The organism is Sunxiuqinia sp. sy24 (assembly GCF_052677165.1).
Map to the genome: position 1 here is coordinate 35089 of NZ_JBQYLH010000027.1, position 13739 is coordinate 48827.

Genomic DNA, 13739 nt, shown 5'->3' on the forward strand with positions numbered 1-13739 from the left:
AGTTTATAAAAATAGGGCTTTATCGTGAGACTGAATAAGAGAAAACTCATGGATTTGCAACTTCTGCCGTGGCTTTTGTTGGGGTCTGCTCGCGTTGGATGAAGGCAGCTTCTTGCAGGAGCTGAATGGTGACATCAGCAATGTTGTAAAGCAAGGTGAATTGCATTTGAATGGCATCTTGTTTTGATGATTTTATTCGCAGGCGAATCTGTTTCTGAATATTTTGCAGGTTATTTTTTTCGGTGTTTTTTTGCGTGGAAAGATTTGTTTCCTGAAGCGCTTTTAGTATTTCGTTGGCCAAAATTAGCTGCTCGCTGCTGGCGGGCTGCCGTTGTTCGCGGTGGGCTCCAAAAGCAGATAGGTACGACAATAGCGCATGATTGAGGTAAGTGAGCGAAAATGCTTGTTCGCGAAATAGCTGCTGTTTTTTGGGTTCTACCTGCATGTTTTGCCAAGCCAGTACCAGAGCATTGTCGGCCTGGTGAGCCTCGCGGCGCGCAATGCGGTAGGCCAGGTCATCGTCCAATTCCTGCTGTTGGTATTCTTTTATGATGGCTTGAAAGTACGCGGTGTTTTTTTGAATGGCTTCATTTAATAGCGAGGGCAGGCGTTTCGATTGCCAGTCGGGCCAAAGCAGTCGTACGGTGGCATAGGCCAGTGCCGCACCAATGAGGGTATCGACCAAGCGGGGAAGCATAAGGGCTACACCTTTGTTGGCAACCAAGTTAAAAACACTGAGTACAAAAATGGTGATGAAGATAACCGAGACGGCATACCGTCGGCGCAGCCAAAGGAAAAACAAAAAGGCAGCAGCCAGAAGTAGCAGCAGCTGCCCGGCCGTGGTCGGCAACAGCTGGACAATTAATACGCCGCCAACAACACCGCTGATGGTTCCTAAGATACGTTGGAAAAGCTTTCGCCGTGTTTCGCTGTAGCTGGGCTGGCAAACAAACAGCGTGGTCAGAATAATCCATTCGCCCTTGGCAACATTAAACCCTTCGGAAATGACAAAGCCAATCAAAAAACACAAGCTGAGTCGAATGGCATGGCGTAGGCGGGGATGATTCCAGTTGAGCTGGGCTTGCAGTCGCTGTATTACCGAGCGTTGGTCTTTAGCCAGACGTGGGGTTAAGCTACCTTCTTGGTTTTCGCTGAGGTGACGTAACGATTGGTGCGATCGTGACAGGTTGCGGATGAGTAAGGCCAAGGGGTGGGTGTCACTGGTTTTGTGTTTTTCCAGCTGGTCGGTTAAAACCTGAACCACCCAACCCAGGGAAACAGGATGACGGTAGGGGACATTTGTCAGTAGGCTTTTGGCAAATACCCGCGTGGCTTGCGACAACTGGATAAGCGTTTGTCCAATTCCTTCCAGTAATTCCTGGTTGTGCGGGGCGCGGCTTAGCACATCGTAGCGTTCGTGGCTCGACGCGGCACGCTCATGCAATCCCTGCAGCACAATAAAATAATGCAGGTAGGGCCTGAGCGACGCGTGGTCTTTCAAAGCATCGCCATAGCTATTCAACACTTCTTTGCAACGTTCTAAGGCATCAACAACCTGCACGTTCTGAAGGGCTAGCTGGTTGCGTATTTTTTCCTGATGTTTTTCATCGCTGGGAAAAAGTTCGGCTTTTTTACTCAGGTATTCTGAAAGTGCCAGGTAGCCTCGAGCCAGCTGCTCTTCGAGTAACCGCCAGGGATGATAAAAAAGCAAAGCCAGCGAAAGCAGTCCATAAAACAAGGCTCCTGCCGGAAGCAGTAGGGGCTGCCAATACCAGGCTGGACTGATCTCGGTACCTAACATGGCATAAATGCCGACCAGTACGGCGCCAAAGGTAACGCCGCGGTAGCGTTCGCTGATTCCGCCAATCAGCAGAAAAACAATGGTGGAAACGCCCAACCCCAGTCCGAGGAGGATCGGATAAGGACGAAGCAGCTCCACAGCCAGGCTCGAGATTCCAAAACTGACAACTTTCAGGGCTAGTGATTTGATCCGCCCTTTGGGATGGTCATCGGTTTCAGAAAGTGCCCCTGCCAGCGCACCCAGGGCCAGGGTAACAGCCATGAAGGAGTGCCCGGCAATAACCAGCGGCACGGCCAGTAAGGCAATGGCAAAGGTGGCTTTGGTAGCTAACAACAGGTTGGGATCACTCCAGAAAGCTTGCCTTAGTGGTTCGAGCCAGGAAGGAGTTCGGAGAGGCCTTGTTTGCTTGGTGTGTTTGTGCTTGTTTGCCTCTTTGTTCATTTTGCTGTTTGCTTGTTTCTCAATACAAAATTAACAAATAGTTGGTCATGTGCTGAAAACAAAAAGACACCAATCAGCAGGATTGATGTCTTTTAACTTTTTGATGATTATTTTTATATCGAATGCTTGAGCCAGGAGCTGTTATCCTGATAGTCGACGACAACCAAATCGGTGGTTTGTAACCGGAAGGAGCTCATGGTTTGTTGAATTTCCTGATGGAGCATGTTGATTCCTCCCTCAATCAGGTCGCTTCGGAAACCGTCATCTGCTAGTTTATGCACCATATCCATGGAGATCACCCGACCAAGAACTGCTCCGAGTTCCACCAATTTACGTTGTGGTAGTTGCAGATTTAAGTCAAAGTTGAACAGGTCTTTTAGCTGATCAGCTGACCGATTGGTTAACTCAAATCCTTTCAGGAAATTAAACAGGTTTTTCTCTTTCATACGGCGCATTTGTTTGACGATTCCTTCTGAAATCTGCGCGTACAAAATATCGTTCGATCCTTCAAAAATCTGAAACGGACGGCTGTCAACAATTCCCCGGCCACCCAAGTGACTGAGTTTGTAGGCTTGCGCGCCAACCAGCTGGGTGAGCGACTGTGCTGCTTGCTGCATCAAATCGGTCACAACCGACTTCACGGCATTGGCTTCAATTCCCATTCCGGTCAGGTCGTTTTCCACGCCGGCTTTTTTCGCACTGTTGGCACACATGGCCGAGCAAATGGTAAAGGAAGCTTGCAGCTTGGAAAGGCGTTCCTGGACCTGGTCGTAGCTAATCAGGCTTTTTCCGCCAACAAATCGTTGTTTGCAATGGCTGATGGCCTCGTCCATTATCCGGTGAATAAAGCCCATGGCCATGCCTGGGAATTGCATACGCGACCGGTGTAGCAGGTCGAGCATCATTTTTACTCCGGTCGAATGCGGTTTCAGATGATGCGTTTTCGGAATCGTCACATCAATGTGATTTCTTCCATAAGGAATTTGGTAGAGGCCCAGATTATCGTAAAACTCTTCAACTTTGATACCTTGATTGGGTTGAGTAACATCGCAAATGAAAAAGTCGATGTCGCGCTGCAAATCGCCATCACTGTTTTGCCTACGTGCAGTTAACAGCCAAAAGTCGGCCCAGCCGGTGAGGCCTGCCCAGTGCTTTTTTCCCTGAAGGTGGAATTGTCCATTAGCTTCCTGAAAACGGGTTTGCATGTTTAAGGCATCGCTACCAAAGTCTGGCTCTGTTATCATGAGGCCGCCCATGTTCTGCTTTTCCAGAAAACGTTTGAAAACCGGAGCTTTCGCTTCTTCAAGGGCATATTTCCCAACTGGCTGCAGAAACAGAGCCGAGTTGATCCCAAAGGTTAGCGAGAGTGCCAGCGATTCGTAAGAGGCCGCTTCCAATAGCGCCAGATTTTCGTGCATCACTGCGCCGCGCCCTCCGTAAGCTTTGGGTATCCCGATGGAAAGTGGGTTGCATTCCATGATTTCGCGCAGCACAAAAGGAGGAAGTCCACGTTGCTGACTATATTTCGAAATATCACCTCGTTGGTGATACACTTGCTTCATCTTTTCTTTAAGCTTCCCTAAAAATTGGTGGATTGACTCTTGGGTGGTTGGTTTATTCTCCGGAGAGATTTTTTCCTTCTCGATTAACTCATTCATTCTTTGTTCTTTTAAAAAACAGGGCAAATTGAACCCCGTAAAAGCAGAGAACACTTTGTATTCGAGATTGTTCTTTGAGGGAGATATTTAGAAAGGCACTTATTATGTTTTTTAGAGGGCCTGAGTACAGGTGTTGTTTCAGATAAAAAAGGATGTCTGAACCTTGGCTTACAAGATTGGCTTGTCGGTTTCAATAGGGCTGCTAGCCTGATGGAATTGATTTTGATATTGAACCGGTGAAAGTGAAGTTATTCTTTTGAAGCAGCGATTGAAATTGGATAGGTTGTTAAAGCCACTTTCAAAGCAGATTTGAGAAACACTGTGTTTTTTTTCGAGTAAAAGTTTACAGGCATAGCCTATCCGCATTTCATTTACAAATTCAATAAATGGCTTACCTGTTTTTTCTTTAAAATAGCGACAAAAGGCTGTGGTGTTCATCCCGATGTGGCTGGCTACCTGATCTAGTTTAATGGGCTGTCGATAATTGGCGTTGATAATGTGCATAACTTTATCGAGCCGGTTGGTTGACCAATTATTCAAATTAAGGCGATAGCTTTCGCTGGCGAGTGAGTGGTATTGCTTGGTTTTGCCCATCTGCCCAAGAATCTCCAAGAGTAATAGCGTGCGTTCCAGCCCTTTCTTATTGAGCAGTTTCTTTAGTTTTGAATCGAGCCGCTTGGCTACTTGTTTCTGAAAACGAAGCCCACGGGTAGCCCTCGAAAGCAAGTCGCGTATCGGTAGAAACTCCGGGTAGTTTTCCTGCTGATCCTTGAAAAAGTCAGCCGGAAAGTGGATAACGATGGCATTGACATGGTAGTCGGGATTGTTCTGAAAAAATACTTCGTCATTTTTCCAGAAATGCGGGAGATTGGGCCCCAGCAGCACTAAATCGCCATCATGAAAATCCTCCACATGATCGGCAACGAATCGTTTGCCAAAACTTTTTATAACATAAACCAGCTCGTACTCGGTATGAAAATGCCAGGGAAAAGTAAAATGCGGGAAGTCATCCCATTTAATATTAAATGAGTTTGTTCCTCTGAAACTTACCTGTTCATGCATGATTTTCATAACAGCGGTCTATCTATCAGTTGATGAAATCGTATTAATTAGATCTATTTTACTATAATTTAGTGATATGAATGTTAAATGTATAAGTTTTTTATTAAGTTTGGTATGCCTAAATCCTATTCGCGTGAAAAAGAAGTTTGATATGCAGGAACAGCTATTTGCTCAATCCCTTAAGAATGGAGAATTGCATGGATTTGAGTATTTCTTTTGGAAATATTCAAAAGAACTTTTTCACTTTGCTTATAATCTTCTGAAGTCTGCTGCCGAAGCCGAAGAAATTGTCCAAAACGTCTTTTTAAAGGTATGGGAGAGAAGAAGTCAAATTGATGCGGATCAGCCTTTTCGGTCCTATTTATTCACTATTGCCCTGAATGATATACGCAAGTTATTTATTGAAAAAGCCAGGCAGAACAAGTTCAAAATAGAGCTATTTCAATTTTTGGTGGAGCAAGGAGACGGCTCCGACGAGGAGTACAATTTTGCCCGTTATTTAAAGCTTCTCGATGAAGAAATTGACCGTCTTCCGGAGAAACGGAAGGAGATTTTTTGTTTACTCAAAAAGGAAGGATTAACAGTTGCTGAGGCAGCTCATTTTTTAGGGGTTTCGCCTAAGACAGTTGAAAATCAGTTAACTCAGGCTATCAAGTCTATCCGTAATGCTTTTCATGAAAAGCAGGCTACCAATTTATATCTTTTCTCTTTGCACCTTTTGCAAGTTTCCCATACTCAGTTCCCTTCCTGCTAATTTTTAAATAAAAAAATGATTTTCGATAGGGGGGTGTTCCGTTTTTACGATACTCCAAGTAGATATAGATTTTAAAAAAAAATGGTTGAAAAGGGACATCGTTTGTTGGAAAACTTTTTGGAAGACCGGTATTCGAAAGACGAATATCTGGAGCTTCTGAAACAATTTGGGGATGACGGTCAGTTTGAAAAATTGAAAGGAGAACTCGAAAAAGTTTGGGAGTCGACTGATGGCAGTTTCGTTTCGTTTCGGATGAAATGTATTCGCATTTGTGGAATCAGATAAAACAGAAAATTCAAGTAAGAAAAACGCAAGCTGAAAGAAGCCGGACGTATCGGTTTACGAACACGTTCTATCGTATTTCAGCAATTTTGATACTGCCCTTGCTGCTTGCATCATTTTATTTTTTCATTGAATGGAAGGAACTGACTAGTTGTCAATCGGCATATGCAGAGATCTATTGTCCTCCGGGAGTTCGCTCCCAATTTAATTTACCTGATGGGACAACAGGTTGGCTAAATGGAGATTCTCGCCTGAAATACCCTATTCATTTTATTCAAAACAGATCGGTTGCCTTGAATGGTGAGGCCTATTTTGATGTCAAGGAAGATAAAAGATCGCCCTTTCAGGTGAAAGCTGGAGGATTGAATGTTGAAGTGTTGGGAACCCATTTTAATGTGATGGCTTATGAGGATTTTCATCGGGTTGAGGTCACCTTAGATGAAGGATCAGTTCTGGTGCGTAAAGAGGGAACTAGTTTGAACGAAGTGTTGGCTCCAAACGGGCACTTGGTAATGGATACCCAGCAGAATCAGGTGTCGGTTCAGACGGTTCAGACCCGCTATTTTACAAGTTGGAAAGATGGTTTTTTGGAGTTTCGAAATGTACCGCTGCATGAGGTAGCAACAAGGTTGGGGCGTTGGTACAACTCCGAAATTATTATTCAGGATGAAGCTTTAAAGCAGATTCCCTATAGGGCAACCTTTAAGGATGAATCATTGGAGCGGGTTTTGGCACTTTTGGCTCTTTCGGCCCCCATTGGTTATGAAATTATAGAACCTAAAAACAATAATAATGAAATGTATGAGAAACGCAAAGTAATACTCCGATATAAAGAATGAAAAAAGGAGGGATTGTGGTTCCAGCACGATCCCTCCGAAATTACTATTTAAACTGATGTCTAACCAGTAAACATTTTGAATTTATGAAAAAAATCTCAACCGGCAAGACTATGTCTTGTAGTCTTAAAAAAATGTTACGAATTATGCGCCTGACCTTATTTGCTCTGTTGGTCTTTGTTACGCAAATATTTGCTACTGACCTCTATTCTCAACAAACCAAACTCAATTTATCGATGTCAAACACGCGGGTGGGGAATGTGCTTGACGAAATTGAAAATCAGTCCGAATTTTACTTCCTGTTCAATCAAAGTTTGGTTGACATGGATCGGACCGTAAGCCTTTCGGTAAAAAATAAAAGTATCAATGACGTTCTTGATGTTGTGTTTGCCAAAACAGACGTGAACTATGTGATTAGTGACCGCCAGATTATTTTGAATGTTGATGATAAGGCAGACTTTTTGGGAGTAAATCAACTTCGAAAAGTGAGTGGACAGGTTACGGAAGATAATGGCCAGCCCTTGCCTGGAGTAACTGTGGTGGTGAAAAATTCGACGACTGGAACGATAACTGATGATAATGGGAATTATCAGCTAGATGTTCCTGCTGGGGCAGATGTTTTGCTTTTTACTTTTATTGGGATGAGAACGGTTGAAGAACCAGCAAACAACCGGATGACTATTAATGTGGCCATGGAACCGGATGTTGTTGGACTCGAGGAGGTGATTGCCGTGGGATATGCTTCGCAAAAGAAAGCGAATATTGTGGGGTCAGTGACTTCTGTGAGTGGTGAAAAAATTGCTTCCATTCCGGCTCCCGATATTAGCAATGCCATTTCAGGGCGGATGCCCGGATCTGTTGTTATTCAGCAAAGTGGTGAGCCTGGTCAAAACAGTGCTAAAATATTAGTTCGCGGGCGTACTACCTTAGGTAACGACAGTGACGATCCTTCGATCACTGCTCCGCTGGTTGTTGTTGATGGAATTCCCGGTCGCTCACTCGGAGATATCGACCCGGTCGATATTGAAAGTATTTCAATTCTAAAAGATGCTTCGGCTGCCATATATGGAGCAACAGCAGCCAACGGCGTTATCTTGGTAACCACCAAAAAAGGAAAATCAGGAAAGCCAAAGCTAAACTACCAGTTTTATCAGGGCTTTATGACTCCAACCATCTTACCTGAAGTAACCAATGCTGGTGACTATGCCGCCATGTTAAGTGAATACCAGGACTACGAAGGAAAACCCAGAACCTTTACTGATGGGGATATTGACTTGTTTTACAATGGCCGAGATCCATGGGAGCATCCGGACAGTGATTGGGTTGGTGATTTGATTGCAGATTGGACAACAACAAGCAAACACAATATTAGCTTGGATGGTGGAAGCAATGGGATGTACTATTATGTTTCCTTAGGCTATAAGAACGAAGAAGCTATTTATGAGCAGGAATCAACGAATTATAAGCAATATAATCTTCGTGCAAAGATGGAGATACCGGTCACCGATTGGTTGAAAACATCCATCGATTACGCCGGTTTCTTAAATAGTAAGTTATATCCAACAAAAGGCGCAGGTGCCATTTATGGTCAGTCGACCCGCTTGGTGCCAACGCAGTGGTCATTTTGGCCGACAGGCGAACCCGGACCCGATATTGAATATGGAGACAACCCGGTAGTTACCTCCACTTTGGAAGGAGGCTCTGATGATCAAAAACCATACATCAATCAAACATCCTTCAGCGTAAGTATTACTCCTCCCTTTGTTGAGGGTTTGACCTTGAATGGAATGTTTACTTATGATGTCACGAACCTTTACCGAAAAAGATTCCGTAAGCCATGGACCCTTTATTTCCCTAAATGGGATACCGCGGTTCGTGACTCGGAAGGCTTTATCACGAGTATGGATTTGACGCCAACACTTCGCGGATATTCAGCCCCGGAATTGGCTGAAGATTATGATCGAAGTGTTCGTAAATTGACGAATGTAAATTTTAATTATACACGCGATTTTGCTGATCATTCTTTTAACCTGTTCGGAGCTTACGAAGAGATTGACCAGAATTCAAACTACTTTGGAGCGTTCCGGAAATATTATATTTCAGAAGTCGTTAAAACCTTGGATGCCGGTGCTGATGCTGATCAGGATAACTGGGGAAGTATGGCTATCTATGCTCGGAAATCATTGATCGGACGTTTGAATTATAACTATAAAGGGAAGTATCTGCTAGAAGCAATTATTCGTCGCGATGGTTCTTTGAAATTTCCACCCGACAGTCGATGGGGTAATTTCCCTGGTTTACTGCTGGGATGGAGGGCTTCCGAAGAAGATTTCTGGAAGTCAAATCTAGCCTTTATCAATTACTTCAAGGTTAGGGGGTCATACGGAAAAATGGGGATGGATCCCGGAGATCCGTTCCAATTTATGAATAAATACATTTTGGCCAGTGGCTTAACTTTGGGGTCTGACAAAGTTGTTGAAACAGTTGTTCGACAGGAAGGCGTGGCCAACCCTTTTATTACATGGGAAAAGCAAACAACCTATAACTTAGGTTTTGAATCGCAACTGCTTGATAATATGTTCTCGTTGAATGCCGACTTCTTTTATAGCAAACGTTCAGATATTTTAGCGTCTCGTGATGCATCTGTTCCCGAATTTACGGGATTAGCCCTACCTGATGAGAATATTGCGGAGGTAGACAATCGAGGTTTCGAAGTTGAAGCAGGGTATCATAAAACGATTAACCGGGATTTAAGATTTGACTTTGGTGGTAATATTGCTTATAACCATAACGAAGTAGTGTTCATGGATGAACCGGAACGAGCTCAACCATGGCAGCAACGTACCGGGCATCCTTACGGAGCTACTTTGCTGTACAATGCCATTGGTATTTTTGCCGACCAGGCTGCAGTTGATGCTTATCCTAGTTGGCCTGGAGCTAAGCCGGGTGATGTCATTTTTGAAGATGTAAGCGGTGATGGGGAAATTACTAGTGATGACCGTATTCTGCTTGATAAAACAGATGCTCCTGAACTGTTTTATGGAATATCATTGGATGTAAACTATAAAAACTGGTCTCTTTCGATGTTGGCTCAGGGAACTTATTACCGGATGAATATTGCAGATGGTCGTAGGGGAGAAGCCGGAAATTATTTCCAGTGGAGTTTTGATAACCGTTGGACCACAGAAAATACCAACACCGATGTAGCCCGGGCCTATAATCGTGATGACCTGTATTGGGCTTTTGATGTCAATAACAGTACTTACCATTATGAAAATATGGCCTATTGTCGTTTGAAAAATGCGGTACTCACCTATCATATTCCGAGTCGTTTGTTTGGCAATAGCGGTATCTCGCGTGCTAGCGTCTATTTTGCAGGAAACAACTTATTCCTGATTTATGCAGCACAAAAGAACTTCGATCCGGAAATTGGAGCTCCTATGACTTATCCAGCAGTGAAAACCTTTGCTATTGGAGCAAGAGTTACATTTTAATCATTTTATGAATTTTGAAAATAGAAGAATATGAAAAAAATATTAGGATATTCAATGATGATGATGGCGCTCTTTCTTGCGACAACATCATGCGATGATGTTCTCGACCAAAAAGCTGTTGATGCATTTAACGAAGAATCTGTTTTTGATGATATAAATTTGGCCAAGGCTTATTTAGGGAGATGTTATGATTTTATTGGAGCCGACAATAATCAGGTATTAGGCCTACGCGAAGACTTGCTTGCCGGAGCTACCGATGAAGTTTTGTGTATTCACCGTCCGGGGAGTTATCCTTCGGTCAAGGGAATTATGTCACCTGATCATTTGGGGCATTTTGGAAACTGGCGCTTCAACTGGACTACCTGGGCTTTGTATGGCAGTGTGAAGAATGTAAATGTTTTTCTGGCCAATGTTGACGATGTTCCCGTTGAGACAAGTACTGATGAAGAATTAATCAGCCGAATGAAAGGTGAAGCTTATTTTATCCGGGCTTTTAACTATGCCAATTTAATGCGCTCGTATGGTGGTGTCGTATTGGTTGATCAACCGTATGAACTGGATGCAGACTTTTTGTCTGCTCAACGTTCTTCAATCGATGCAACCCTGGATTTTATTTTGTCCGATTGCGATGATGCAATAGCCTTACTTCCTGATAAAGATGGTATTGATCAGGGACGTGCAACAAAGGGAGCTGCTGCGGCTTTGAAATCAAGAATTTTAAGCTGGAGTACTGGCGTGTTGATGAATGGTGGCTATGAAGCTTCCAACGAGCTGGTTTCTTTTCAGTCGGGATCGCGGACAGAAAGATTAGAAGCAGCAAAGGCTGCAGCTAAAGCCATAATGGATGGCACTTATGGTGACTACGCTTTGACAGGAACAACAGATGATCCCCCTGTTAACATGAGCCAGGAAGACGTAATGGCTTATGCTGATAATTTCTTTAATATTTTTACTCAAAAAGGAGAATGGAATAATGAAGTAATATGGGGTATCCAGCACTTGCAATCACAAGGGAATACTACTACACAAAACAGATGGTGGGGACCCAACGGCTATCACAATTGGGGGAATAACGGCCCGAACGAGCCTGTTGTAAGGAAGTTTGAGATGGCTGACGGAACACCCTTTGTATGGGATAAATATAATGCGGGGGATGACTTTTTGCGTGAAGCTACTGCTACTGAGTTGGAAGCCGATCCGGAAATTAATCCTTATGTAGGTCGTGAACCTCGATTTTATGCTACTGTATTGTTTGATGGAGCTAAGTGGATGGATCGCCCCAGCGATGGAGCCGGAATCGACCCGGAGGGACGTGTTCAAACGGGCTATTATATCGTGTCGGGGGATACTACAGCAGGGCTTGACACTCGCCAGAGTTTTATTGAAGGCTGGAATGGAACCAAAAATGGGTATTACCTCAAAAAGTACCAGGATCCAGCAACAGTTGGCCAGCATTTTAATAACCAGAATTCATGGCTTGAGTTCAGATATGCCGAGGTGGTAATGGATTATGCGGAAGCATGTATCGAATTGGGAGGTAGTGATTTGCAAGCTGGACTGAATGCTTTAAATATGGTTCGTAACCGCGCAGGATTACCCGACAGGGTAACAACAGATCAGGATCAGGCCCGAGAGTGGTACCGCAACGAGCGACAGTTAGAATTTTTTGGTGAAGGCGATCGTTGGTACATGATGCGCAAATGGATGATAGCTGATGAGGTGATCGAGGATGTTTACCTCATGAAGATTTACCATTATGCTGATGGCAGTAAGCGTTGGTTTTATGATACGGCTAAAAGTGTTGATGATCGGGCTTGGGATGATTCCAACTACTGGTTGCCCATTTCCAGGACGGAAATTAATAAAGCTCCTCAGCTTCAGCAAAATCCGGGATATAATTAGTCTTTAGGGAGGTATTTGAGCACAAGGCAGCTCCTTCGTAAGAGTCTGCCTTGTGTTATTTAGCTGGTTTCGAGGCGATTATTTCAAATCGCTTTCCAACTGTTGCTAGTTGAAAATAATCTTCACAAATCAATTTACACGTTTGTTTAACCCTTTGTAAACTAGTTATATGATTAGATTCAAGCTTTCATTAATGATGCTTCTTCAGTACATGATGTATGCCGTTTGGTGGGTTCCTTTGGCAGCTTATTTAACAAATTTGGAAGTGAGTAGCACACAGAAAGCCTTCATCTTAAGCTCTATGGCTATAGGATGTATTGCTTCTCCATTGATAGGGATGGTGGCTGATCGATATTTTTCCAGCCAGAGAGTGCTTTCCGTACTAAATATGATTAATGCTATAATGCTGTTGGGGGCAGGTTTTACAAAAGATCCTGATATTTTATTCATTTGCCTGTTGATTGCCATGTTAGGTTATATGCCATCGTGGAGTCTGACGAGCACTATTGCGATGGTTCATATACCCTCTGAGCAGTTTCCCAAGGTTCGGGTGTTTGGGTCAATCGGATGGGTTGCTTCCGGGCTTTTCAGTTTGTTTTTTGTCCATTTTATGCACCTGGATTTTGATGGAACCAATATTCCTTTTTTTTGCGGGGCAGGTGTCAGCTTGATTGCCGCAATCTTCAATTTGGTCTTACCAGATACTCCTCCTTTGGGAAAAGGTGGCAAAAGTACTATTGCAGATGCTTTCGGATTGGGAACCTTGCAATTGCTGAAGGATCCTAATTTTGCCATTTTTATCTTGTTTTCATTTCTTTCCATGATCCCGTTTGCCATGTATTATTCTTTTTTCTCAGAATTCCTGTTAAACATGAATACACGTTATATTTCAGTAACCATGAACTGGGGTGTTCTCGCAGAAATGGGTTTTCTATTGCTGGTGCCTCTGGCAATCAGAAAATCGGGGCTTCGGAAAGTGATGATTTTTGGGCTAGTTGCTTTGGTTATCCGCTACCTTTCGTTTTATGCGGGCGGCTTGATCAATCAGACTTGGATGTATTATATCGGAATTTTGATTCATGGCCTAATATTTGGCTTCTTTCATGTTGGAGGGCAAATTTATATTGATAAAAAAGCCCCGAAAGAACTGAAGGCTCAAGCTCAGGGCTTTATCTTCCTTATGACTTATGGCCTTGGTCTTTTATTGGGAAATTTAATCTGTGCCTGGATCATAAACTACCACCAACATACCGGCGGATACAATTGGGAGGCCATTTGGGGAGCAACTACACTAATGTCTTTGGTTGTATTGTTTCTTTTTACTCTGCTATTTAAAGATCGATCAGTACAGGTGAAAGAATGAGTGGGCTAAACCTGCAGCATCTTCGTATTACTTTTAACAGTGAAACCTAAATTAATAAAAACATAAAGGATGACAGAAAAATCGAATTTCTCAAGACGTAAATTTTTAACCAATGCAGCAGCTATAGGTGCTGTTGGCGTAATAGG

The 13739-nt window shown here is 43.4% G+C and carries 10 protein-coding genes; 7 read left to right on the plus strand and 3 right to left on the minus strand.

The features are described 5' to 3' along the window. Nucleotides 1-46: 46 nt before the first annotated feature. The 3 genes from yccS to ACUNWA_RS18220 all read right to left on the minus strand — a co-directional run bounded on the left by yccS (nt 47) and on the right by ACUNWA_RS18220 (nt 4971). Nucleotides 47-2242, minus strand: coding sequence for a YccS family putative transporter (gene yccS / locus ACUNWA_RS18210; protein WP_445593358.1), 2196 nt, complete (start codon nt 2240-2242; stop codon nt 47-49). Between the two features lie 113 nt (nt 2243-2355). Beyond that, a complete protein-coding gene (locus tag ACUNWA_RS18215; protein ID WP_445593359.1) occupies nt 2356-3900 on the minus strand; it encodes an acyl-CoA dehydrogenase family protein in 1545 nt (514 codons plus the stop codon). A gap of 168 nt (nt 3901-4068) precedes the next feature. Next, nucleotides 4069-4971 (minus strand): AraC family transcriptional regulator, encoded by a 903-nt coding sequence (locus ACUNWA_RS18220; protein WP_445593360.1) that lies wholly within the window; start codon nt 4969-4971, stop codon nt 4069-4071. Between the two features lie 124 nt (nt 4972-5095). On the opposite strand from ACUNWA_RS18220, the gene ACUNWA_RS18225 reads away from it, so the two are divergent. The 7 genes from ACUNWA_RS18225 to ACUNWA_RS18255 all read left to right on the plus strand — a co-directional run. Next, complete coding sequence (locus ACUNWA_RS18225; protein WP_445593361.1) at nt 5096-5716, plus strand: RNA polymerase sigma factor; 621 nt, start codon at nt 5096-5098, stop codon at nt 5714-5716. Between the two features lie 81 nt (nt 5717-5797). Next, entirely contained in the window at nt 5798-6001 is a 204-nt protein-coding gene (locus ACUNWA_RS18230; RefSeq protein WP_445593362.1) for a hypothetical protein, read from the plus strand. Further along, nucleotides 5986-6837, plus strand: coding sequence for a FecR family protein (locus ACUNWA_RS18235; RefSeq protein WP_445593363.1), 852 nt, complete (start codon nt 5986-5988; stop codon nt 6835-6837). The genes ACUNWA_RS18230 and ACUNWA_RS18235 overlap by 16 nt, the downstream gene beginning before the upstream one ends. A 131-nt stretch (nt 6838-6968) precedes the next feature. Next, nucleotides 6969-10328, plus strand: coding sequence for a TonB-dependent receptor (locus tag ACUNWA_RS18240; protein WP_445593364.1), 3360 nt, complete (start codon nt 6969-6971; stop codon nt 10326-10328). Nucleotides 10329-10358: 30 nt separating this feature from the next. Further along, nucleotides 10359-12230, plus strand: coding sequence for a RagB/SusD family nutrient uptake outer membrane protein (locus ACUNWA_RS18245; protein WP_445593365.1), 1872 nt, complete (start codon nt 10359-10361; stop codon nt 12228-12230). A gap of 169 nt (nt 12231-12399) precedes the next feature. Then, nucleotides 12400-13593: an MFS transporter gene (locus tag ACUNWA_RS18250; RefSeq protein ID WP_445593366.1), complete on the plus strand. Its 1194-nt coding sequence runs from the start codon at nt 12400-12402 to the stop codon at nt 13591-13593. A 69-nt stretch (nt 13594-13662) separates the two neighbouring features. Then, the coding region (locus tag ACUNWA_RS18255; RefSeq protein ID WP_445593367.1) for a twin-arginine translocation signal domain-containing protein at nt 13663-13739 on the plus strand (77 nt) is incomplete at its 3' end.

What these genes read in the sequence shown, in the direction of transcription:
- ACUNWA_RS18245 (WP_445593365.1), top strand. Translation starts at nt 10,359, where the DNA reads ATGAAAAAAATATTAGGATATTCAATGATGATGATGGCGCTCTTTCTT.
- ACUNWA_RS18215 (WP_445593359.1), bottom strand. Translation starts at nt 3,900, where the DNA reads ATGAATGAGTTAATCGAGAAGGAAAAAATCTCTCCGGAGAATAAACCA.
- ACUNWA_RS18250 (WP_445593366.1), top strand. Translation starts at nt 12,400, where the DNA reads ATGATTAGATTCAAGCTTTCATTAATGATGCTTCTTCAGTACATGATG.
- ACUNWA_RS18230 (WP_445593362.1), top strand. Translation starts at nt 5,798, where the DNA reads ATGGTTGAAAAGGGACATCGTTTGTTGGAAAACTTTTTGGAAGACCGG.
- ACUNWA_RS18220 (WP_445593360.1), bottom strand. Translation starts at nt 4,971, where the DNA reads ATGAAAATCATGCATGAACAGGTAAGTTTCAGAGGAACAAACTCATTT.
- ACUNWA_RS18240 (WP_445593364.1), top strand. Translation starts at nt 6,969, where the DNA reads ATGTTACGAATTATGCGCCTGACCTTATTTGCTCTGTTGGTCTTTGTT.
- yccS (WP_445593358.1), bottom strand. Translation starts at nt 2,242, where the DNA reads ATGAACAAAGAGGCAAACAAGCACAAACACACCAAGCAAACAAGGCCT.